Here is a 20,883-nt window from a genome sequence, read left to right on the forward strand (position 1 = left end):
CCGAATAAAAGGGTATCGCCGATAAGGCGTGACTTACACCGACACGACGATGTCTATTCCGTCGAATAGAAGATATTAATAAACCCTCTGGGGGGGAATAATGAATCAGGATTCGAATAATCCCGGTGGGCGCGTCGCTCACCACGGGAGTGGTGCCGAGTTGTTTGTGATCTACTTGGTCAATCTATTGCTCAAGGTCATCACGTTGGGGATTTACCACTTCTGGGCGGTGACTCGCGTACGCCGTTATTTATGGGCGCAAACCAGCTTCGACGGCGAACGCTTCGAATATACCGGCACCGGCAGACAGCTGTTCCTAGGTTTTTGAAAGCAGTCGGTATCGTGGTGCTTGCCGTCATTTTGATGGGCTTGCTCGTCTGGCAGCAGCCTATGGTCGCCGCCGTTCTCATCTTCGGGTTTTATATCGCGATGCCAATCTGTATCGGCGCGATTATCTATAGCATAACCCGCTATCGGTTAACCCGGACTCGGTGGCGCGGGATTCGCTTCGGTTTGCAGGGTTCGGCGTTTAACTACGGTGCGCAGGTGTTGGGTTATGGCTTACTAACGGGTATGACGCTCGGTATCTACAAGCCGTATATGAACATGAATCTGGCATGCACTATGCTCAATAATATGTATTTTGGCGATCAGCGTTTTACGTTTAGCGGTACCGGCAGCGACCTGATCGGCCGTTATATGATCTTTTATGGTTTGGTCGTCGCCGCGATCGTTTCTATCTTTTTCGCGTTTGTCGATCCGATGGCCTTGCTGGTTACGTTATTGCTGGCCGTTGCCGCCATGGTCGCCTGGTTTTGGTACAACGCGGAAGAGTTGCGCTATCAAGTCTCCAAGCTGCGGATGAACGACGTCGAGTTCGCGTTGGAGGCCAGCAACTGGCAAATGGCTGGGCTCTTCATTACGAACTTCTTGCTGTTGGTATTTACCCTAGGGCTTGCTTACCCCTGGGTGCTTGTGCGGACGGCTCGTTTTATGGCCGGCCATCTCGCTGTGATCGGCGACCTGGACTATGCCGCCATTTTGCAGGCGCAGACCGAGGCCGATGCCACCGGCGAGGGTATGGCGGAAGTGTTTGACGTTGGCTTGGTATGAGTTATTCGGGTTGGTGGAATGACGGCCTATCCGCACAGCGCTACGCGGTGCGGGTTCGGCTTATGGGGCGCCGTTTGGTGGTTACCGACGGCGAGCGGGACCGCCCCGTCGTGGAGTGGTCGCTGGAAGGCTTGAGCTTGGCCGAAGAGGTGTATCAAGGTCAGCCTATTCGGTTTCTACATCGCGATTTTCCCGATGCCCGACTTATTGTTGAAGACAGCGGCCTGCTTGAGCGTATTGCGCCGCTGGCACCGAAAATTGCGCGCCGTTATCACGGCAAAAGCGGCCCCGGACGGCGGGTCGTGCTTTGGGGCGGCGCATTTTTAGCGGTCGTGCTTGCCGTTGTGCTAGGTATGCCGTTCGCAGCTCGGGTCTTAGTCCATCATATTCCTGCGGAATGGGAAGTGGGGCTGGGCGAGGCGGTGATGGACTCGTTCCTGACCGGGCGCGACCAGTGTACGGCGCCCGAGGGCATGGCGGCATTGGGCGACCTAACGGCGCGTTTAGAGGCGGTCGCCGACGCGCCCTACCCCTTTGTCGTCAAAGTGGTTGACGACAGCATGGTCAACGCTTTCGCAGCACCTGGCGGTCAAATCGTATTGATGCGCGGTTTGATCGACGAGGCTGAATCGGCGGATGAGGTGGCCGGCGTATTGGCGCATGAGATGGCACACGGCGTTTTGCGCCACCCCACCCGAGGCTTGTTGCGTCGTGTCGGCTATCGGGTGACGTTCGCCGCCTTGTTCGGCGATGCCTCCACCGCGGTGCTGTTAGTTTCCCAGGCAGGAGAAATGCTGCTGAATCTTTCCCACAGCCGGGAGGATGAGGCTGAGGCCGATGCTCTGGGGTTGGCGATGCTTAACGATGCCGGGATCGATTCGCGCGGTTTGGAAGCGTTCTTTACTCGCTTACAGGCCGAGAGCGATGCGGATGCCGAGTATTTTGCCTTGTTGTCGAGCCATCCCTTGCATAGCGCCCGAGTCGAAAGCGCCCGCCAATTGAGCCGATCGGGAGAGCCGGCCCTGGGCCCCGAACAGTGGGGCGCGCTACAACGTATCTGCGAGGATTGAGCTCCGTTTCCCGTTAGCGGTTTGACTGGAAATCTCGCGATGGGCTGCTAGCTTTATATTAGTGGTTCGTAAACAGAGTAAGGCGGGGTGTCCATGGAGAGCCGGTTTCAGAGTTTTGGCGAGTTCTATCCGTATTATCTCTCTGAGCATCGGGATCGTACTTGTCGACGCTTGCATTTTGTCGGCAGTTTACTTGTGTTGGCGCTAATTGCTTATGCGGTGATTAGCGCTAACTGGTGGAGCCTGTTGCTGATACCGGTTGTCGGTTATGGTTTTGCTTGGGTCGGTCACTTTTTCTTCGAGCGTAATAAGCCGGCGACCTTCAAATATCCCTTGTACAGCCTGATAGGCGACTGGGTGATGTTCGGCGATATCCTGCGCCGTAAGATCCCGTTCTAACAAAGCATTGGCTTAGTTTCTAAAACATTCCTCAGCTCCAGTGACTTGGGAAGGCCGGAACCGGATCGCAAATATTTCCTCACGCCAATAGTTTGCGCTATAAGAGTTAGAAAGCGCGTTGACCGTCATTTTCTGGCTTGAGAATGGCGGCCACCGCGCCCTAGTGCTTCTGCGCGCGCGAGGAGGATTCTATGTATCGAGCTTTTCGCGAGCCGGTCAGCGGCCTGACCCATTTAGTAGCTGCTTTCGCTTCGATAGCGGCGCTTTGCATTCTTGTCGTTAACGCAACCTTGTACGGCGATGCCTGGCATATCACCAGCTTTGCCGTGTTCGGTGCCAGCATGTTCCTGCTGTTTGCCGCCAGCGCCTTGTATCACTTGCTACCTGTGCCGGATCGTGGCGTGCAAAGTCTGCAGAAACTCGACCATATGATGATCTACGTGCTCATCGCGGGCACCTATACCCCGTTTTGTCTTGTGCCTTTGCGCGACAGCGGCGGGTGGCGGTTGTTTGCCGCGGTATGGGGGCTCGCGGTTGTCGGGATTATCATGAAGTTCTTTTGGCTTAACGCACCGCGTTGGTTGACCACCGGCGTCTATTTGTTCATGGGTTGGTTGATTCTGTTCGCCTACGAGGCCTTGGTGCTCAACCTAACCGGTGCTGCGTTGTTCTGGTTGTTCTTAGGCGGTATGAGCTATACGGTGGGCGCGATTGTATATGCCACGCAGTGGCCGGATCCATGGGCGCCGCACTTTGGTTATCATGAAGTTTGGCATTTATTCGTTATTGCCGGGGCCTTTTGTCATTTCTGGGCGGTTGCCTTTCATCTGATATAGGTCCGTAGAGGATGTCCCGCCGCGCGCCGAAGAATAGGCTCGCGGCGGCGACGCACTGGAGGCCGAAAGGTAGATAGCCGGCATAGCCAAGCAGTGGCATTTCGAATATTTCAAAGCGATGTACGTAAGGTACGGCATACTCCCATCGGGCTAGGCTATGCCAGTTCCACAGCTCCCATAAGAAACCGCAGGCTAAGGCGGCTACGGCCGCCAACCAGATCGGGCGCCAGTCTCCGCTTGCTAAGGGGCTTAGTAAATGGCGTTCGCCGAGCAGTGCCTGGACGACGATGACTAGCAACAGCGGCGCTAACCATACCAATGGATAGAGCAGACCAGGCCATAGCGGTAAGGCGATGAGACCGGCGCCGGCGCCGAGCAGGCCCAGCCAAGCCGCGCTACGGGGTAAGCCTTCGGGGATACGGATGCCGTGGGCAACGCCGGCATAGAGCCTGGGAAACCCGGTCAACCAGTCGCGGGTGCTGAGTACGGCGGGCAGAACGGTGCTAAAGGGAAGACTGCCGGCGACGAGATAGGCAACGGCGCTGGGTTCTTCGGCGGCGATATAGTACCAGTTGACGACAAAACGGTTTAAGTACTCGAAAAACCACCAAAAAGCGCACTGACCGGAAATAGCCCTAGAAATAGCCAAGGCTGTCGAGTCAGAAAGCTGCTGCCGTCCCGGCGTACGCACAGGCCATTAATAAATAAGATATAGCCGAGCCAGATGGGGGTGAAGGTGTAGGCTTGATAAGCCTGCATCCAAGGAAAGCGCGTCCAAGCCAACAGCCAGGAAATCGCCATCAACGCCAAGCCGACCCAACCCCACCAGGGCATGCTCCGTTGTGCTGCCGGTCGCGGTTGCCTTGGGGTGCGCCACATTGCCACTAAGAAAGGGGCTGTCGCGAGCGCGACGAAAAGCGCGATGAGAATAAACCGAGGCCAAGAAAAGGGCGTCGGATCAGGGGTTGGCAGGGACGGCGGAAACCGCAAATAGACTGCTACGGTTTGGCCGTCCAACCAGGCGCCGAGCAAAGGTAAACCGAACAAACATCCGCCGATCAGCCCCAGCTTTACCGCTAACCGTATCAACATGTGCTCCCTTTAGTAAGGCGTCCTAATCTTCTTTGGGGATGTCCCCGGCGGCGGTAAAGCGCCGCCGCGCCCGGACCCATCGGCGATTAGCTGACCTGCGCCGTTTTCCGCGCCTCTTCGCCGATAGCTTCGTACGGTTCTAAATTAAGCATTTGCTGCGCGACGTCGGCGTTTTCGCTCCGCAACAGAGCGATATCCGGCAGGCTCTTGCGAAGAGCCACGATGTCGTCGAGTTCGAGTTCTAACAGTAGCGCCGAATGCGTGTTCGGGTTTATACCGCAATTATGCAGCGATGCCGGTTTGATGCGCCCGCAGCGGCCTATCGGCATCCAGTTGCGGCCATCGCGCGCATCGATCTGCATGCTGTTGAGGGTATCGTCGTCGGCAATGGGGAGTAGGCGGTAAGGCTGTTTAGGGAGCACGGATTTGATGGTCTTTTGCACCATCTCGGCCAGTTCGATACCCCCGAGTTCGCGTTCGACAAGGCGTACGAGGGCGAGTTGATGCGCTGCCTGGGGAGAGGGCCGTTTGGGGTTTCGCACAACCAGTCCGGGCAGTACAAGCAGCACATCCTCGGGAGGGTCGAGACTGAGCGATCGCAGCAGCGCCAGTGCCGAGGCTGCCGCTCGCTGACGTAAGCTCAGAGTGCGCGCGTTGTTCGTGCTCGGTCGGGTGGTGAGAACGCTCTCTCGGTGTAGCTGGCGCCGACAGCCCCAATGCTTGGCAAGCGTTTCGTGGGCAAGGTAAACGATGTCTTGAATCGCGTGAGGGCCTTGCTCCGGATCGCTGAGGTCGCGTAGCGCGAGTGCTTGTTCGAGTCGGGTTCGATCGCTGTCTGAGGTGATCATTCGAAGTCTCCTGGTCAGTGTGTCGTTCACGCGGCTTAAACGAAAACGCCCCCGGACTCGATCCGGGGGCGCTCCGCTGTGTTTGACCAGTTAACTTCTGGGGTTCAACGCGATGACGAGCCTCCCGTCCGGATCTCATGCTGAGACCGGGGGCTGGTAAATCGCCAATAATAGGAGTAGCTGTAAATCATCGCGCTTCCTGAATTCATCGCTGTACCCAGCCTAGCAATGCTTCGCTTCCGCTGCAACAGGAGATGAGGGAGGCGGCCGCCTAAGCGGCCGCCTGACTGGCGTTTAGCCCGCAGGTTGTTCGCCGAAGTCTTGCGTCTCGGTCTCCATTTGGGTTTCGGTCTCGTCGCCCCAGGCCGTGTCTTCTTCGACCTCGGCGGTTTCCTCTACCTCGCCGTTCATGGCAACCGTTTCATACTGATCTTCCTGGAACTCTTCCATTTGTGCCAGGTCTTCGTCCGGCGTGGTCAGCACCGCACCGGTGTCGGTTTGCTCTACCTGATCGAGCGGTACAACCCGTTCGGCACCGCCGCCCAGGCCGAGCATATCGCCGCCCTCTTCCTGCACGACCAGCGCTAACTGATCCTGCTCGTCACGTACGACGCCTTGGATTTGCCCCAAGGTTTCACCCTGTTGGCTTTCCAGATCCTGGCCGATCAGCTGTTCGGCTTCCTGCTCGTCCATTTCGCCGATTGCCGCGGTGTCTTCCTCCATCATCGCTTGGTCTTCTTGGACCATAGCTTGATCCTGAGCGGCTTGGTCTTCCATTGCCGCCTGGTCGTCATATCCCGCCCGATCTTCGGCCATGGCATAGCCGCCTGCGCCGGCCAATGCGAAAGAAACCGCGGCTGCCAGCAGCGTACGACGAAAACCGTGAGCCCGGGATTGCGTTTGTTTAACCTGCATCAAGGTATCCTCCTTGGAAACTCGAAACGTCTCGAAGTCAGCACATCCTGTGCTCGACCTTGGGTTGCACATGCAATATGCGCCCCTCCAAGAGGTGTGGATGGATACGCTTAAATCAACGGATGTTTCTTATATTCGGAAATACAAGGTTTTAGCGGCCACCGGAAAAGAGCGCTTCGGTAAGGCGTTAGGCCTTTGATCGGCTGGGGCTTTGTTACAGGTTGAGTTTTGTTAGGTTGGCATGGAGTTTGGTCGGATCGTGTAACAACTGGGTAAGTTCTCCCACGCCAACGGCAGGGCTAAACAAATATCCCTGGGCTTCTTCGCAGCCTTCGCTGCGCAGGAAATCGAGCTGTTCCTGGGTTTCCACGCCTTCGGCCAAAATGCGTAGTTGCAGTGTATGGCCAAGCGCGATGATAGCGCGCGTAATGGCCGCGGCATTACTAGAGACGGGCGCATCTCTAACAAAGGTGCTATCGATTTTCAGCGTATCGATGGGTAGTTGGCGCAGCGCATTGAGTGACGAATGGCCGGTGCCGAAGTCGTCGATGACGATGCCGACGCCTAAGCGTTTTAGTTCTAGTAGGCGGTTTGTCCCCGTTTGTACCTGTTCGAGTGCGCTTTCCGTAATCTCTAGATCCAAATTCAGTGCTTCGGCCGGCACGTTTAGCGCTCGTAGTTTGCCAATCAGGTGTTCGATAAAGCGAATGCTGTTGACCTGACGTAACGATAAGTTAATCGCGAGCCGGATCGGGGTGTCGAGCTGCTGGCGCCATGCCATGATTTGTTGGCAGGTTTCGTTAACCAACCATTCCCCGATAGGTTCGGTTAAGCCGGTTTCTTCGGCGACGGCGATGAAAGCCTCAGGCGCCAATAGCCCGCGCTCTGGATGTTGCCAACGGAGCAGAGCTTCGACGCCGACCAAGGCGAAGTCGTGTAATCGGATCTGGGGCTGATACAGCACGCAGAAGCGTTGTTTTTCTATCGCTTCTCGGAGGCCCGCTTCGGTGGCTAGACGACTTGCTGCCTGCTCCGTCATTTCCGGCGTGAAGAACTGAAAGCTATTGCTGCCGCTTTGTTTGGCACGATACATGGCGGCGTCGGCCGCTTTAATAAGGACTTCGCTATCTTGGGCGTGGTCAGGATAAATACTGATGCCGATACTGGTTGCCGGCGTGATCCAGTGCCCCTGTATGTCAACGGGCCGAATGACGGCTTCGATGATCTTCTCGGCGGGGGCGGCGGCATCGTCGGGTTGATCGAGGTCTTCCAGCAAGACCATAAACTCGTCGCCGCCTAAGCGGGCAACGGTATCTTCCGAGCGTACGCTTGCTTGTAAACGCTGGCCGATGGTCTTTAGCAGCTCGTCGCCGGCGGCGTGGCCGAGGGTGTCGTTGACGAGTTTGAAACGGTCCAAGTCCAGGAAGAGTAAGGCCAAGCGCTGTCGATGACGTTCCGCGCGCTGTAGCGCTTTTTCCAGGGTAAGGTTTAAGAGCAAGCGGTTGGGCAGGCCGGTTAGCGAATCATAATGAGCCAGCGCTTTTAATTTGGCTTCCGAGCTTTTCAAGGTGCTGATGTCGGTCAGGACGACGACAAAGTGTTTAAACCGCCCCTCTTGGTCTCGCACCGTTGCAATATTAAGCCAGGTTGGGAACGTCTCGCCGTTTTTGCGGCGGGCTTTCATCTCGCCTCTCCAGGTGCCGCGAGATTGCAGGCGGCGGTCGATGTCGGCGAAGAATGCCTGATCGCCTTCGACGTCGGAGAGCAGAGTTCGGGTGCGGCCGACGACCTCGTTACGGGTATAGCCGGTCATACGTTCGAAGGCTTTATTCACCTCGGCGATACGGCCGGCGCGGTCGAGGATGACAATGGCTTCGGTGGTGCTTTCGAAAACCGTAGCCGCTTGGCGCAGCTTTTCTTCTACCCTAACTTGATCGCTGATGTCGGCCATTGTGCCGACAACCCGAAACGGGTGGCCTTGGCGGTCGCGTAACGCGTGGCCACGGCTTTCGACCCAAAGATAGTGACCATTGCGGTGCTTGAGCCGATAGCGACTGACGTAGCCTTCGTCTCCATACTGTAGGTGGTCGTCAAGGTCGTCCAGAGCGCGTTGCCGGTCTTCGGGGTGAAGCCGGTCTATCCATTCCAAGGCGCTATCGGAGAGTTGCTCTTCGTTGTAACCGAGCATATTTTTCCAGCGTTTGGAAAAGTACAAACGGTCGGAGCCTAGATCCCAGTCCCATAAGCCCTCGTTCGCGCCTTGCAGGGCAAGTTTAAGACGTTCCTCATTCAGCCTGAGTAAGGTCGCGTTGTGTAGGTTAGTGGTTCGTAGCCAACCGACAGCTGCACTGACAGCAATCAGCAAGGTTAATAATCCGGCGCGATCGGCGAGGTGAGATCTGTCGTTTGAAAGGGGGCGTACCGGTACAGCTCGTGAGGGAATACATTCACCATTTTCCAATGGCGGTCCAGCCCGCTTGGCGTGAGGAGGCCGCGATCGTTTAATTCGTCGATAGCTAAGGTGGTAAACGCGAAGTAACCTCTCGGAGTCTCCACGTAACCGTTTTCTCGGTGTTCGATAACCGACCAGGCAACCGGGTACACATCCGAGAACGGGATTAATGCGGATGCTGTTGTGCCCGCGTTTACTTCTTCCGCCGGTGTGAGTGCGCTCCCGTCCATGTTAACGATGAATACCGCTCCGTAGGGGCCGGCGGCGGCGAGTTGTAACCGCGATAAGAGAATCTCGGCGGAGTAGCTTAAGAGCAGAATCACTGCCAGTTCGCCGTCCGCATCCGTGACTTGCGTGCCGAGGTGAATCTGCGGCGAACGGCCATGAAAGCGATCTACGTCCAAAGGAGACAAGTAGACTTCTTGCCCTTCTAGGGCCAAAGTGTCGTCGAAAAAAGCATAGCCGGACAAGTTCGCCAGCGGCGGCTCTGGAATCAGATATGGGTCTCCGTTATGGTAGTTGACCTGTATGCGCACGACGCCGCCGGGGTCGACCAGGCGGATGGTTTCGAACACCCCTATATAGCGAGCTAAGTCGAGTAGCTCTTGCTCTAGCTGCTGTACGTTGATGCGGGTGGGGGCTTCGATCAAGTTCGCTATATGGGGCGAGTCGGCAAGTATGCGTGTCCGGCTTGCAATCCAGCTCATATCGGCGCGAAGTAAGTCGGTGACGGAATCTAAACGTTCGACTTCTTCGCTTAGGGTCGTTTCCAGCTGTGCGGTATAGCGTTCGTGGTCCAGGAATAGCAAAACGGCAAAGGTGAATCCGCCCAGGATCGCAAAGGTAGCTATGCTGCGCACTACGTAGCCGAGGCGGAGCCCCTGTCGCTGTTTTGCGCCGCCATCGGTGTTTCGCTTTGTGCGATTCGATGTCATCTCCGCTCCCGCAGAGACCTCAGGGAATGAATCAGTGTGTCGTTAAAAGGTGGGTGCATCGAAAGGGCTTAGGAAGCCCCGGCCAAAAAGCTCTATAATCCGGCGCCCTTTCCAAGTAAGAGCGGTACTCGTGCGACACCTGAGCCTTAAGCAATTGTCCGAACGTGCACGGCAGCGAACCTGGATTATCGATCTGCGAGACTTGAAGGAAACGACCGAGGGAATGCTGGGGCAGCTCGTATATATCCATCATGACGTTGTTATCGGAGTGAATTTTCGTATGCAAGGGGCAGATGTCCGGTTCGACACGCCGCCGGTCTTTGTCGAAGCAGCGGGCATTAAAGGTGCAAAGGGCCGACGTGCGAGCAAGTCAGACGTTGAGCAGACCTTATTGGAAGCTTTAGATATGGCTGTGGTCGCGAGGGATGTCCGCGAACGCTTAGAGGGGTAAGCGGCTTGTTCGGTGTCTCCTTAAGGGAGCCTTGAGCGGCAGCTTGTATTTCTTCAACGTAACCCCTACCTGCACAAGATCGGGTTAAAGCCGCCGGCGTACGGGTAAGGCGGCATACTTATAACGTGTTACGTTTTTCGATGGCTACGGTCATGTTTGCGACCGACAAAGCCGGCTTTTAATAAGACAGCGGGAAGTCTATTGCCGTTTTCTCCCACCTTTCAAAGTACGGAGTCGTGACGATGACGCTATGGGTCGCCACGTTACTAGGTATTATCCAGGGCGTGTTCATGTTTGTGCCGGTGAGTTCAACCGCGCATCTGGTACTGGCCCAGCACTGGCTGATTTCCCAAGGAGAGCCGTTGCCGCCGCCGGAAAGCGCCGAGATGATCCTCTTCGATCTGGTGGTTCATGTCGGCACGCTGGTATCGGTTGTGGTGGTGTTCTGGTCGAGTTTGCTGCGCTTGACCGGAGGGATCATGCGCGATAGCTACAGCTGGGCGGCGGCCGGCGGTAAGGCTTCCCGGGAGATGTTGTATCTGCGGCTCGGTCTGCTGTGTGTGCTGTCGGTATTTGCGACAGCCGTGGTCGGTTTTGCTCTGAAGGCGGGATTCGAGCGCGTATTCGCCTATCCGTTAGTCGTGGCGGGCACACTGACACTAACCGGCGTGCTGCTCTGGTTAAGCGATCGTTTACAGCCGCGTACCGTCAGTTTGCGCAAACTCAACCCCCGCACTGCCACGGTGATCGGCGTTGCGCAGGGTTTTGCGCTGATTCCCGGGCTAAGCCGCAGCGGGATGACAATTACCTTTGCCTTATTCTCCGGGCTCAAACGACGGTGGGCCGCGGAGTACAGTTTTTTCTTGGCAATCCCGACGATTTTGGCGGCAACCGGCGCGCAAGCGTTGAGCGTCTTCTCGAACGGGGGATTGGACGGTTTGGACTATGCCGCTTTATTCGTCGGCTTTGTCGTCGCGGCGCTGGTGGGTATCGTGGCGTTGAAAGCGGTGCTTTATTTTCTCTATAAGGCGCGTTTGAAGGTGTTCTCGTTTTACCTCTGGGCGCTGGCGGCGGTCGTGGCTTTTGGCTACATCGACCCGATCAAGGGTTAAGGCTGCGCCGCCTGCCCCGCGCCGATGGCGGCGGGGCGCGAGCGGTTTTAGGCGAGTTGGTTCAAGCGCTCTTTAGCGCGCTTTACCTGTAAGCGGACTTGTGCCGGTGCGGTGCCGCCGAAGTGATCGCGGGCGCCGACGGAGCCTTCCAGCGTAAGCACATCGTGTACGTCCGCGGCGATGACATCGGAGAATTGCCGTAGCTCCTCCAGGCTCATTTCCGACAAGTCCTTACCCTGCTCGACACCGTAGCGGACCGAACGGCCGACGATTTCGTGCGCGTCGCGGAACGGCACGCCTTTGCGAACCAGGTAATCGGCTAAATCGGTTGCTGTGGCAAAGCCCTTACGGGCCGCTTCGTAGGTGGTTTTGCGATTGACGGTCAGGGCCGGCACCATATCGGCAAACGCGTGCAAGCAGTTGCGTAACGTGTCGATGGTGTCGAACAGCGGTTCCTTGTCTTCTTGATTGTCGCGGTTGTAAGCCAGCGGCTGCGATTTCATCAGCGTGAGCAAGGCCATCAACTGACCGTTCACGCGGGCCGTTTTGCCGCGCACGATCTCCGCCACGTCCGGGTTTTTCTTTTGCGGCATGATCGAAGAGCCGGTGCAGAATCGATCCGGCAGCTCGATAAAGCCGGTCAGCGGCGAGGCCCAAATGATCATCTCTTCGGCCATGCGCGATAGATGCGTCAGCGTAATGGCGGCCGCAGCGCTGAATTCAATGGCGAAGTCGCGGTCCGAGACGGCGTCCAGCGAGTTGTTGCTGGGGGCGTCGAAGCCTAGCTCGGCCGCGGTGAAATCGCGGTCGATGGGAAAGCTGGTGCCGGCCAGGGCCGCCGAGCCCAGCGGCATAATGTTCATACGCTTGGCGCAATCTTCCAGGCGCCCTTGGTCGCGTACCAGCATTTCGTACCAGGCGAGCATGTGGTGGCCGAAGGTGATCGGTTGCGCTACTTGTAGGTGAGTAAAGCCGGGCATGATGGTGTCCGCTTCGCGCTCGGCCAGCTCCACCAGCCCCTTTTGAAAGCGAATCAGCTCCTGCCGGATCAGGGCAATGCTATCGCGTAGGTAGAGTCGGATATCGGTGGCGACTTGGTCGTTACGGGAGCGGCCGGTGTGGAGCTTCTTGCCGGCGTCGCCGATGCGATCGGTGAGTCGCTTTTCGATGTTCATATGGACATCTTCCAGCTCCGGCAGCCAAGCGAAGTCGCCGCGTTCGATCTCGACTAAAATTTCTTCCAAACCCTTGATGATAGCGTCCCGCTCGTCCTCGGTGAGCACGCCGACCTTGGTCAGCATGCGCGCATGAGCGATGGAGCCGCGAATGTCGTGCTGATACAGCCTGCGGTCGAAATGTTCGGAGGCGGTAAACTGTTCGACGAAAGCGTCGGTTGCTTCGGTGAAGCGCCCGGTCCAGAGTTGGCTCGAGGTCTTGTCGCTCATGTACTGTTCCCTGCTATGCCTTTGGGGTGCTTGATGGGGGCACAGTATAGCGGTTAGCGCGCCGCCGAAAAACGTGCACGAAGGCGCGAGCGTTGAAGGTAGGCGAGTTTGGGCGTCGCTGCGCCTTGTTCCATACTCTACTAACGGAGCCGAGCATAGAGGATAATGACCGTTCTTTTGGCAGAGCGCCGACAACTCCTTGGCGGCGCTCTGCGGCGGCAGTGGGAAGAATAACAACAACGGAGTGTCAGTGCGGGAAGCCGATTTTTTCTGCCCAATTTCTGCGAAGTACGCAACCTCTTGGTCGTGGTTCTGGTGGCGCAGTTATTGGCGTTTATCCTGGTGTTGGCCGAGCCTGCCGGCGGCGAGCGTTGGCAATCGCTGGGGTTGGTCTCCCTCTTTGTGCAATGGATCGTCCTCGGTAGTGCCGCGCTTTTGTGTTTGCTGCGAACTTGGTTGGCGCGCTGGGGTATGGTCGGCGGTGCGTTAGCCGCCTACGCTCTTATTTTATTGATGGCGCTTGCCGTTAGCGGCGTCGGCCATTGGTTGTTCGCGCCTTATGCCGGTACTGCGGTCCGTATCGATTTTATGCTGCGTAGCCTGACCGTGACGGCCATCATTGCGGCTGTGGCATTGCGTTATCTCTATGTACAGCATCAGTGGAAACGTCGTTTAGAGAGCGAGGCAGCAGCGCGTATCGATGCCCTGCAAGCGCGGATTCGACCGCATTTTCTCTTTAATAGCCTGAACACAATCGCTTCTATGATTCCGCAGGCACCGGCCCAGGCCGAAGCGGCAGTGGAGGATCTTGCCGATCTTTTCCGGGCCAGTTTAAGTCGCAGCGATCGTTTGGTTCCCTTACGTAACGAACTCGAACTAGCGCGGGATTATCTGCAACTGGAAGCCTTGCGCTTAGGCGATCGCCTGAAGGTCGAGTGGGCGACGGAGCGTCTGCCGGAGGACGCCCTGCTGCCGCCGATGACCTTACAGCCGTTGTTGGAGAATGCCGTTTACCACGGTATCGAGCCGCATGTGCAAGGCGGCACGGTGCGTATCTCGGGGGCTATGGAGAGCGCTCGGCTTCGACTATGCCTGTCCAATCCGCTGCCGCCGGCGCGGCATCGACGGCGTTCCGGGTTGGGAATGGCACTGGACAATACCCGGCAGAGGATAAGGCTCGCCTTGGGGCCGAAGGCCGACCTAACGGCGCTTGCCGAAGCCGGAGAGTATCGCGTTGAACTTGTACTGCCCTATGTGAGCAAGCCCGATGAAGATACTGATCGTTGACGACGAAGCGCCCGCCCGGGCGCGGTTGCGAAGCCTGATAGAGGCTCTCGGCGAGCACGATGTTGTGGCCGACGCCGGTAACGGCGCCGAGGCGTTGGCGGCGGTGGAGCAAGCCGCCCCTGAGGTTGTGCTGCTCGATATTCGAATGCCTGGTATGGACGGCTTGGCGACCGCGAGACAGCTTGGCCGTTTAGCGGAGCCGCCGGCAGTGATCTTCGTGACCGCTTATGGCGACTACGCGCTGGACGCCTTCGATGCGCAGGCTGTCGATTATCTGCTAAAGCCGGTTCGGCGGGAGCGTTTGGCAACGGCCCTTGGTAAGGCGCGACGCTTAAACCGTGCCCAGCTGGATGCGTTGGGAACGCTCGATGCCGACGATGCACGCGATCACATCTTATGCCGCCGCCGGGGCCGTATGGAGCTGATTCCGCTGGAGGAGATTCGCTATTTTCAGGCCGATCAGAAGTATGTCACCGTCGAGCACTTAAACGGTAGCGACCTGATCGAGGATTCATTGAGGAGCTTAGAGCAGGTTTTCGGCGATAAAGTCTTGCGTATTCATCGTAATGCGTTGGTGAATCCCCATTTTCTGACGGGGATGGAGAAGTCCGGCGGACGCTATTATCTATTGCTGCGAGGGTGCACGGACCGCTTGGAGGTGAGCCGCCGCCAAGTGCCGGAGCTGCGTAGTACCTTGCGGCGGATGGGGTTGTAATCTTGCGGCAGCGTTACGGGTGAACCGAAGGCGCTCTCATGGCATCCTATGGCAGCCGTTTCCGGCTATGGTCCACTGCGCCCGATAGAGGTTTACATGCCGACAGAGCTCATTCGTATCGCCACTCGTAAAAGTCCGCTCGCCGTTTGGCAGGCCGAGCACGTTGCGCGTTTGCTAAAGACGTTTCACCCCGGCCTGGATGTCGAGTTAGTCCGGATGAGTACGCGCGGCGATAAGATCCTCGATGCGCCCCTGGCGAAAATCGGCGGCAAAGCGTTGTTCGTGAAAGAGCTCGAAGAAGGGCTGTATGAGGGCCGCGCCGACATTGCGGTGCATTCCATGAAAGACGTACCGGCCGAGCTGCCCGAAGGATTGCACTTGCCCGTGATCCTTGAGCGGGAAGACCCGCGCGATGCCTTCGTCTCGCCGCGCTATGAGCGAGTCGAGGATTTGCCGCACGGTGCGCACGTGGGAACGGCAAGCTTGCGCCGACAGTGTCAGTTGCTCGCGCGCCGGCCCGATTTGCGGGTGTCGACCCTGCGAGGCAACGTCAACACCCGTTTAGGCAAGCTCGACGCCGGCGAGTTCGATGCCATCGTGTTGGCCGCTTCCGGGCTTAAACGCTTGCAGTTCGACCACCGGATTCGTTACGAGCTGCCGCCGGAGGAAAGCCTGCCCGCGGTCGGCCAAGGAGCGCTGGGGATCGAGTGCCGGATAGACGACGAGCGCGTCAATCGCTTGATCGCGCCACTCGATCACCCCGACACGCATACCCGCGTGCGGGCGGAACGAGCCATGAACGCTTGTTTGCAGGGCAGCTGCCAAGTACCCATCGGCTCTTACGCGTTGCTGGAGAATGGCGAGCTTTACTTGCGCGGTTTGGTTGGCTCGGTCGACGGCCAACGGGTCGTGCGCGGGGAAATCCGCGGCGCGGCCGATTCGGCGGTCGAGCTTGGGCGCCAATTGGGCGAGACACTGCTGGCAGATGGCGCTCGCGAAATCCTGGATGAGCTTTATGAATAATCGGCAGCTTGTTTCGAATGCCGTTAGGACGCAGCTGTATCTTGAGATACGAGGCCTGCGGCGAGGGCGCGGAGACCGTCGTGGCTAAGCCGCTCGCCGGTTGTTCGGTGTTGGTGACGCGCCCGCAAGCGCAGGCGGATGGTTTATGCCGGCGCTTGGAAGCGCTGGGCGCTGCGCCGGTACGGTTGCCGACGCTATTGATCGGCCCGGTAGCGGCCTCGCCGGCGCTGGATGCGGCGATCGCCGATGTAGCCGTTGCCGACTGGATTATCTTCGCTAGCCGAAACGCCGTAAGCTATGGTTTCGAGTTACTGGACGAGCGCGGTTTACGTTTGAATCCGCAAGCGCGGCTTGCCACAGTAGGAACCGGAACGGCTCACGAGTTGCGTAAGCACGGATATCGGGTAACGTGTAAGCCCAAGGCCGGTTTTAACACCGAAGCGTTGCTCGATATGCCCGAGTTCGCGGTTGGTATGGGCGATCGGGTTTTGATTTTTCGGGGGCGCGGCGGCCGTGCCTTGATGGGCGATACCTTAAAGGAGCGAGGTGCCCGGGTGCGGTTTGTCGAAGTGTATCAGCGCCTACAGCCGGACCTTGACGTGCGAGCCGCGTTAATGGCCTGGCGCGCGTGCGAACGGCGCTGGACGATCGTCACCAGCGAAGAAGGGCTTGGTAACTTATTGCGGATGGTTGGAGACGCCGCCGACGAGCTACGTAGCTACGGATTGGTTACCGTCAGCGAACGTTTGATCGCTGCCGCGCGTCGGCGGGGATGGTCGGGGCCGATACGTTTGGCAGCTTCGCCCGGCGATAACGGACTGACCGATGCCCTGCTCAACGAGAACGACTAAAGGAATCGGGACACCATGGCTGATAACAACGACAAGGACATCGGCGATAAGGATAGCGCCGAAGGCACGCAGAAAACAGCAATCCCGGACCCGTCACGGGGAAGCGAACAGAACGCCGGTGCCAAAGAGGCCGGTAGTCGTGCGCAATCGGCTAAGGGCGCCAAGCGGCCGGCGGAAAGCGGCGGCGAGCGCAAAGGCGGAGGCGGTGCGCTCGGTGCACTAGCGCTGGCGATCGCGCTGCTTGTGGCGCTAGCCGTTGCGGGCGGCGGTTATTACCTCTGGGGCGAGCTACAGCGGCTGCAATCGGCGCAAACGGGCCTGGTAAGCAGTGCCGAGCTGAGCGCATTCGAGGGTCGCGTCGAAAGTGCGGTACAGGAAACGTCCGAATTACGGGCGCGGATGTCCGCCTTAACGGAAGACCGCTCGGTAGCAGACAGAGAAGTTATTCGTTTGCAGGAGCAGGTCTCCGGGCTGGAAAGCGCTCACCAGGCTCTCCACCAGCGTATGGCGCGTATCGACGATATGGCCGAGGCTTATCGCGAAGACTGGATTCGTGGTGAAGTGGCTTATCTTGCCCGTATCGCAGACCACCGGCTGCGCTTTCATGAGGACATAAGCGCCGCTGCCGATGCCTTGCAGCTGGCTGACGATCTGCTTGCGAACCTGGGCACGGGAGCCTTTGAGCAACAGCAAGCGATTAGCCGTGCCTCGCGCCGCTTGGCTCAGGTGGAGATTCCCGATACCGATGCGTTCGCTCGTCGCCTGGAAACGTTGATCGACGGTTTAGAAGGCTTGCCGATCGCCCATCAAGGAGAGCCATTGGAACCCGAGCCGACGCCGGCGGAGACGGACGAGGCCGATAATTGGCGGGAGGCCTTGAGCCGGGCCTGGGATCGTTTTACCGACAGCCTGGGGCAGTTGGTTATCGTCGAGCGCAATCGCACGGCGGTGCCGTTGTTAGCGCCTGAGGAGCGGTATTTTCTCTACCAAAATCTACGTCTTAGCCTGATGACGGCGCGCCTTGCCCTGCTCGAAGGTAATGCCGAGCTGTATCGGCGCAGCCTAGAGCAGGCCGGCGAATGGTTGACGCGCTACTACGATGTTGAGGATCCCCGTGTAAGCGAAGCACTCGAGGAGATCGAGCAGCTGGCCGGGCAGCGTATCCGTCCTGCATTGCCCGATCTTCGAGCGTTGCTGGAACCGGTCACCGAACAGGACTGATAAGGAGGTCGCCATGAAAAAGCTGTTCGGGGCATTACTGGTTCTGCTCGTGAGCGTGGCGGCTGCGCTCTGGTTTCAGGACCAGGGCGGGTTTGTCGTTATCCACTTCGGGGAGTGGTCGGTTCAGGTCCGCGTATTCTTCTTCGTCGGCGCGATAATCGCGTCCGTATTTTTGCTGTATCTGATTGTCGGCATCATCCGAGGCTTACTCGGTCTACCGAGCGGAATGCGGCGCTGGATAGGCGAGCGTAAGCAAAATCGCACGCGGGCGCGTTTGGTGGAAGGCATGATTCGTACTGCCGAAGGCCGTTATGCGGACGCCGAGAAAGTGCTGCTAAAGGATATCGAGCGCGCCGAGGCGCCAGAGTTGCATTATTTAGCGGCGGCCGTTGCCGCTCAACGCCTGGAGGCACCGGAGCGGCGTAACGAATACTTGGCGAAGGCGGACCGAAGCGGCCGCAAAGCCGGGTTGGCGATCGGGCTGATTCAAGCGCAGCTACAGTACGAAGGCGGCGAGCTGGAGCAGGCGTTGGCGAGCCTGAATTACCTGCATGATCGTGCCCCGAATAACCGGCGTGTTCTCAAGCTGCTTTTGCAGGTGTGCGAGCAGCTGAAAGACTGGGAACGCATCGACACCCTCGTGCCGGAGCTACGCAAACAGGGCGTACTAAACGAACCGGAAGCGTATCGGTTACAGGTCGAAACGGCGAAACATCGACTGGAAACCGCCCTACGTAGAAACGAGCGCGATTTGGACGCAGTCTGGCAAAGCTTGGCGAAACCGGTGCGGGAGGATGATAGCGTCTTGCTCATTTACGTCGATGCCTTGTCGGTGAAAAAGCGCGAAGACGAAGCGGAGAAACTGCTCCGTACCCGTCTACAAAAGCGCTGGAGTGCCGATTTGGTGGCGCGTTACGGCGCCTTGCGCGACGCATCCGACAAGGCGCTGCCCCAACTCGATAAGTGGCTGAAAGAGCGCCCTGAGGACCCGGTACTGCTGTTTGCCGCCGGCCGGCAATGCCTACGCGGTCGGTTGTGGGGGCGTGCTCGCAGCTATTTCGAGGCGGCTGTCGCCAGGAATCCGCAAGCGGAAATTTACCAGGCCCTAGGGGGCTTGCTAGAGCAGCTTGGCGAGACGGACGCGGCTCGGGAGTGTTTCCGGAAAGCCGTTGAGCTTTTCACCGGGCAGCCGACATTGGCCGAGTTAAGCGAAACCGATAAAGCGGCTTTGGCCGGTCATGGCACAAGTGCCGGGTCGTAAAGCGAGCTTGCCTACCGCGGGTCAGCTTATCTGCCCGCGGTAGATACCTACCTGTGCCGTGCTAACCCAAAGACTAAGCTTCGACGCTTTGTTCCTCTTCCATGGTAGCGCCGCGGTCGGCACAGCGAGCGCTGAATTGGCCGTTCTGGTGCGGTTGGCCTAGGCGCCCGAAACTGCCCGCGCCGTGTACCAGGCGATCCTCTATTCGTACCAGCGACGGGTCCAAGCGGGCGGCATAACTTGCTACTGGCGAGTTATAGCGCCCCAGTATGCGGACGACTACGGCTGCCGCTTCGGTGCCGCCATCGGCATGGACGGTGAAGGGACGTCCGTCGTCCGTCGTGCCCTGCCCAGTGATCATGAAGCGTCCCATGCTGGTCGGTTGATGAATGGAGCAGAGGCGGATGTCGAAGTTGTACCGCGTTTCCCCAATGATCACCGTGCCGCTGCGGGCCGGTAACGGGCTTGCCTCCCACTGCGTGGCATCGATGCCTGCGGTTTCTTCGCCCATACTCGTGGAATCGTGCTTGCCGGTGTCGCAGCCGATAGCCAGGGTGCCGATGAGCATCATCGCCGCAATAATGCGCGCATCCATACGTATTCTCCCTTTACGTTTTCGTTACGCACATACGTCGTTGTAAACCTTCTCGCCAATATTGCTCGGCAAGGCGAGCAAGCGCCGCCGAGGCCCGACAACATTGGCGAGAAGGTTAAGGCACGTTGCATGCCCGCTGTTTTATCGCCCCGTAATACCCGATGGAGAAGCCAGCCTTGCCTTGGCAGGCCGTTGTACGAGGTATCGAAGGGCGTATGCCGTCCCTCTCGGATATAAGGGCCGATGCGGCAGAACAGGAAGGCCGGCTGTGGGAAAAACTACTCGCAGAGTAACACGGTGGCACCAGTCGTTAAGCGTTGCTCCAGGGCGTCTTGCGCCTGTGCTGCCGAGGCAAGCGGATAAGTCTGGTTGACTGGAATGGTAAGCACGCCTTGGCGCACCCAATCGATAAGCTCAGCGGCAGAGGCTTCGAGTGCTTGGCGTTCGGCGATATAGGTAAATAAGCTCGGACGAGTGAGGTAAAGAGAGCCTTTGCCGGCGAGCAGCCCAATATTAAAGGGCGCAATAGCCCCCGAGGACTGGCCAAAGCTGACCATCGTGCCCAGCGGTTTGAGGCAGTCTAGCGAGCGCTCGAACGTGGCCTGCCCGACCGAGTCGTAAACCACATCCACTCCGCGCCCGTGCGTGAGCGCTCGGGTTGCCTCGACAAAGTCGTCCTGTCGATAGTCGATCGGATGATCGCAGCCGTTGGCGCGCGCCTGCTCGGCTTTCGCCGCAGAGCCGACGGTGCCGATGACCGTTGCCCCTAGATGTTTGGCTGCCTGGCATAGCAGGCTGCCGACGCCGCCGGCTGCGGCGTGTACCAAAACGGTGTGTCCGGGGGCAACGGGAAAGGTCCGCCGCAGTAAGATCTGGGCCGTCATGCCCTTTAATAGCATCGCCGCCGCGGTTTGGTCGTCGATATCGTCGGGTATCCGTACCAGCCGCTCGGCCGGCAGCGTGCGGCGTTCGCAGTACGCGCCAGGGGTAGGATAGACATAACCTACCCGGTCGCCGGGTTGTAAGTCTTGCACGTGTTCGCCGATGGCTTCGACTACGCCTACGGCCTCGACGCCGGGCGTAAACGGCAAGCTCGGCGGTGGGTATAGGCCGGTGCGAAAGTAGATATCGATGAAGTTAAGGCCGACTGCCCGATGTCTGACGAGCACCTCGTGCGGGCCGGGTGCGGTAGGGTCCGGAACGTTCTCCCAGCGAAGGACGTTGCTGTCGCCGTGTTCGTGCACGAGGATAGCTTGCATGTT

22 protein-coding genes are annotated in these 20,883 nt (G+C 58.4%); 13 read left to right on the plus strand and 9 right to left on the minus strand.

Annotated elements, in window-relative coordinates; translation table 11 throughout:
* Window positions 1-100 precede the first annotated feature (100 nt).
* From CAI21_RS15335 to trhA, 5 genes are all read left to right on the plus strand, one after another.
* On the plus strand, window positions 101-328 hold the full coding sequence (locus CAI21_RS15335) for a DUF898 family protein (protein ID WP_116303092.1): 228 nt from the start codon (window positions 101-103) through the stop codon (window positions 326-328).
* On the plus strand, window positions 325-1,113 hold the full coding sequence (locus CAI21_RS15340) for a YjgN family protein (protein WP_181919463.1): 789 nt from the start codon (window positions 325-327) through the stop codon (window positions 1,111-1,113). The genes CAI21_RS15335 and CAI21_RS15340 overlap by 4 nt, the downstream gene beginning before the upstream one ends.
* Window positions 1,110-2,183 carry a M48 family metallopeptidase gene (locus tag CAI21_RS15345; RefSeq protein WP_116303094.1) on the plus strand — a complete coding sequence of 358 codons (1,074 nt, stop codon included), beginning with the start codon at window positions 1,110-1,112 and terminating at the stop codon, window positions 2,181-2,183. Before CAI21_RS15340 ends, CAI21_RS15345 begins: the two co-directional genes overlap by 4 nt.
* Window positions 2,184-2,276: 93 nt before the next feature.
* Complete coding sequence (locus CAI21_RS15350; RefSeq protein ID WP_116303095.1) at window positions 2,277-2,582, plus strand: Mpo1-like protein; 306 nt, start codon at window positions 2,277-2,279, stop codon at window positions 2,580-2,582.
* Window positions 2,583-2,773: 191 nt separating this feature from the next.
* On the plus strand, window positions 2,774-3,418 hold the full coding sequence (trhA, locus tag CAI21_RS15355; protein ID WP_116303096.1) for a PAQR family membrane homeostasis protein TrhA: 645 nt from the start codon (window positions 2,774-2,776) through the stop codon (window positions 3,416-3,418).
* Here trhA and CAI21_RS22920 read toward each other — a convergent pair.
* The 6 genes from CAI21_RS22920 to CAI21_RS15380 all read right to left on the minus strand — a co-directional run bounded on the left by CAI21_RS22920 (window position 3,366) and on the right by CAI21_RS15380 (window position 9,660).
* Window positions 3,366-4,067, minus strand: a complete 702-nt coding sequence (locus tag CAI21_RS22920; protein WP_147305140.1) for a hypothetical protein — start codon at window positions 4,065-4,067, stop codon at window positions 3,366-3,368. The genes trhA and CAI21_RS22920 overlap by 53 nt on opposite strands.
* Complete coding sequence (locus CAI21_RS15360) at window positions 4,007-4,510, minus strand: hypothetical protein (RefSeq protein ID WP_116303097.1); 504 nt, start codon at window positions 4,508-4,510, stop codon at window positions 4,007-4,009. The genes CAI21_RS22920 and CAI21_RS15360 overlap by 61 nt, the downstream gene beginning before the upstream one ends.
* 86 nt (window positions 4,511-4,596) lie before the next feature.
* On the minus strand, window positions 4,597-5,358 hold the full coding sequence (locus CAI21_RS15365; RefSeq protein ID WP_116303098.1) for a hypothetical protein: 762 nt from the start codon (window positions 5,356-5,358) through the stop codon (window positions 4,597-4,599).
* 294 nt (window positions 5,359-5,652) lie between these two features.
* Window positions 5,653-6,273, minus strand: a complete 621-nt coding sequence (locus tag CAI21_RS15370; protein WP_181919464.1) for a PRC-barrel domain-containing protein — start codon at window positions 6,271-6,273, stop codon at window positions 5,653-5,655.
* A 214-nt stretch (window positions 6,274-6,487) separates the two neighbouring features.
* Window positions 6,488-8,638, minus strand: coding sequence for a sensor domain-containing protein (locus CAI21_RS15375; RefSeq protein ID WP_147305141.1), 2,151 nt, complete (start codon window positions 8,636-8,638; stop codon window positions 6,488-6,490).
* 2 nt (window positions 8,639-8,640) lie between these two features.
* Complete coding sequence (locus CAI21_RS15380; RefSeq protein WP_116303101.1) at window positions 8,641-9,660, minus strand: PDC sensor domain-containing protein; 1,020 nt, start codon at window positions 9,658-9,660, stop codon at window positions 8,641-8,643.
* Between the two features lie 130 nt (window positions 9,661-9,790).
* On the opposite strand from CAI21_RS15380, the gene CAI21_RS15385 reads away from it, so the two are divergent.
* Entirely contained in the window at window positions 9,791-10,111 is a 321-nt protein-coding gene (locus CAI21_RS15385; protein WP_116303102.1) for a hypothetical protein, read from the plus strand.
* A gap of 242 nt (window positions 10,112-10,353) precedes the next feature.
* Window positions 10,354-11,223 (plus strand): undecaprenyl-diphosphate phosphatase, encoded by an 870-nt coding sequence (locus CAI21_RS15390; RefSeq protein WP_116303103.1) that lies wholly within the window; start codon window positions 10,354-10,356, stop codon window positions 11,221-11,223.
* Window positions 11,224-11,270: 47 nt separating this feature from the next.
* On the opposite strand, the gene argH is transcribed toward CAI21_RS15390, so the two are convergent.
* Window positions 11,271-12,668, minus strand: coding sequence for an argininosuccinate lyase (gene argH, locus CAI21_RS15395; protein ID WP_116303104.1), 1,398 nt, complete (start codon window positions 12,666-12,668; stop codon window positions 11,271-11,273).
* Window positions 12,669-12,974: 306 nt separating this feature from the next.
* Here argH and CAI21_RS15400 point away from each other — a divergent pair, with 306 nt between their 5' ends.
* The 6 genes from CAI21_RS15400 (at window position 12,975) to CAI21_RS15425 (ending at window position 19,026) form a co-directional block, all read left to right on the plus strand.
* On the plus strand, window positions 12,975-13,955 hold the full coding sequence (locus CAI21_RS15400) for a sensor histidine kinase (protein ID WP_258868103.1): 981 nt from the start codon (window positions 12,975-12,977) through the stop codon (window positions 13,953-13,955).
* Complete coding sequence (locus CAI21_RS15405) at window positions 13,936-14,670, plus strand: LytR/AlgR family response regulator transcription factor (RefSeq protein ID WP_116303106.1); 735 nt, start codon at window positions 13,936-13,938, stop codon at window positions 14,668-14,670. Before CAI21_RS15400 ends, CAI21_RS15405 begins: the two co-directional genes overlap by 20 nt.
* Window positions 14,671-14,766: 96 nt before the next feature.
* Window positions 14,767-15,693 carry a hydroxymethylbilane synthase gene (gene hemC / locus CAI21_RS15410; RefSeq protein WP_116303142.1) on the plus strand — a complete coding sequence of 309 codons (927 nt, stop codon included), beginning with the start codon at window positions 14,767-14,769 and terminating at the stop codon, window positions 15,691-15,693.
* A gap of 80 nt (window positions 15,694-15,773) precedes the next feature.
* Window positions 15,774-16,544 carry a uroporphyrinogen-III synthase gene (locus CAI21_RS15415; protein WP_181919465.1) on the plus strand — a complete coding sequence of 257 codons (771 nt, stop codon included), beginning with the start codon at window positions 15,774-15,776 and terminating at the stop codon, window positions 16,542-16,544.
* Between the two features lie 15 nt (window positions 16,545-16,559).
* A complete protein-coding gene (locus CAI21_RS15420; protein ID WP_116303108.1) occupies window positions 16,560-17,765 on the plus strand; it encodes a uroporphyrinogen-III C-methyltransferase in 1,206 nt (401 codons plus the stop codon).
* A gap of 13 nt (window positions 17,766-17,778) precedes the next feature.
* Window positions 17,779-19,026 carry a heme biosynthesis HemY N-terminal domain-containing protein gene (locus tag CAI21_RS15425; RefSeq protein ID WP_116303109.1) on the plus strand — a complete coding sequence of 416 codons (1,248 nt, stop codon included), beginning with the start codon at window positions 17,779-17,781 and terminating at the stop codon, window positions 19,024-19,026.
* Between the two features lie 73 nt (window positions 19,027-19,099).
* On the opposite strand, the gene CAI21_RS15430 is transcribed toward CAI21_RS15425, so the two are convergent.
* Both CAI21_RS15430 and CAI21_RS15435 read right to left on the minus strand, forming a co-directional pair.
* Window positions 19,100-19,621: a hypothetical protein gene (locus CAI21_RS15430; RefSeq protein WP_116303110.1), complete on the minus strand. Its 522-nt coding sequence runs from the start codon at window positions 19,619-19,621 to the stop codon at window positions 19,100-19,102.
* A gap of 278 nt (window positions 19,622-19,899) precedes the next feature.
* Window positions 19,900-20,880, minus strand: coding sequence for a quinone oxidoreductase family protein (locus CAI21_RS15435; RefSeq protein ID WP_116303111.1), 981 nt, complete (start codon window positions 20,878-20,880; stop codon window positions 19,900-19,902).
* Window positions 20,881-20,883 lie beyond the last annotated feature (3 nt).

Source organism: Alkalilimnicola ehrlichii, assembly GCF_003399765.1.
Classification (GTDB): domain Bacteria; phylum Pseudomonadota; class Gammaproteobacteria; order Nitrococcales; family AK92; genus AK92.

Excerpts from the sequence above, each read along its gene's own strand:
- CAI21_RS15335 (WP_116303092.1), top strand. The coding sequence starts at position 101 with ATGAATCAGGATTCGAATAATCCCGGTGGGCGCGTCGCTCACCACGGG.
- CAI21_RS15345 (WP_116303094.1), top strand. The coding sequence starts at position 1,110 with ATGAGTTATTCGGGTTGGTGGAATGACGGCCTATCCGCACAGCGCTAC.
- CAI21_RS15350 (WP_116303095.1), top strand. The coding sequence starts at position 2,277 with ATGGAGAGCCGGTTTCAGAGTTTTGGCGAGTTCTATCCGTATTATCTC.
- trhA (WP_116303096.1), top strand. The coding sequence starts at position 2,774 with ATGTATCGAGCTTTTCGCGAGCCGGTCAGCGGCCTGACCCATTTAGTA.
- CAI21_RS15360 (WP_116303097.1), bottom strand. The coding sequence starts at position 4,510 with ATGTTGATACGGTTAGCGGTAAAGCTGGGGCTGATCGGCGGATGTTTG.
- CAI21_RS15365 (WP_116303098.1), bottom strand. The coding sequence starts at position 5,358 with ATGATCACCTCAGACAGCGATCGAACCCGACTCGAACAAGCACTCGCG.
- CAI21_RS15370 (WP_181919464.1), bottom strand. The coding sequence starts at position 6,273 with ATGCAGGTTAAACAAACGCAATCCCGGGCTCACGGTTTTCGTCGTACG.
- CAI21_RS15380 (WP_116303101.1), bottom strand. The coding sequence starts at position 9,660 with ATGACATCGAATCGCACAAAGCGAAACACCGATGGCGGCGCAAAACAG.
- CAI21_RS15390 (WP_116303103.1), top strand. The coding sequence starts at position 10,354 with ATGACGCTATGGGTCGCCACGTTACTAGGTATTATCCAGGGCGTGTTC.
- argH (WP_116303104.1), bottom strand. The coding sequence starts at position 12,668 with ATGAGCGACAAGACCTCGAGCCAACTCTGGACCGGGCGCTTCACCGAA.
- CAI21_RS15405 (WP_116303106.1), top strand. The coding sequence starts at position 13,936 with ATGAAGATACTGATCGTTGACGACGAAGCGCCCGCCCGGGCGCGGTTG.
- hemC (WP_116303142.1), top strand. The coding sequence starts at position 14,767 with ATGCCGACAGAGCTCATTCGTATCGCCACTCGTAAAAGTCCGCTCGCC.
- CAI21_RS15420 (WP_116303108.1), top strand. The coding sequence starts at position 16,560 with ATGGCTGATAACAACGACAAGGACATCGGCGATAAGGATAGCGCCGAA.
- CAI21_RS15425 (WP_116303109.1), top strand. The coding sequence starts at position 17,779 with ATGAAAAAGCTGTTCGGGGCATTACTGGTTCTGCTCGTGAGCGTGGCG.
- CAI21_RS15430 (WP_116303110.1), bottom strand. The coding sequence starts at position 19,621 with ATGGATGCGCGCATTATTGCGGCGATGATGCTCATCGGCACCCTGGCT.
- CAI21_RS15435 (WP_116303111.1), bottom strand. The coding sequence starts at position 20,880 with ATGCAAGCTATCCTCGTGCACGAACACGGCGACAGCAACGTCCTTCGC.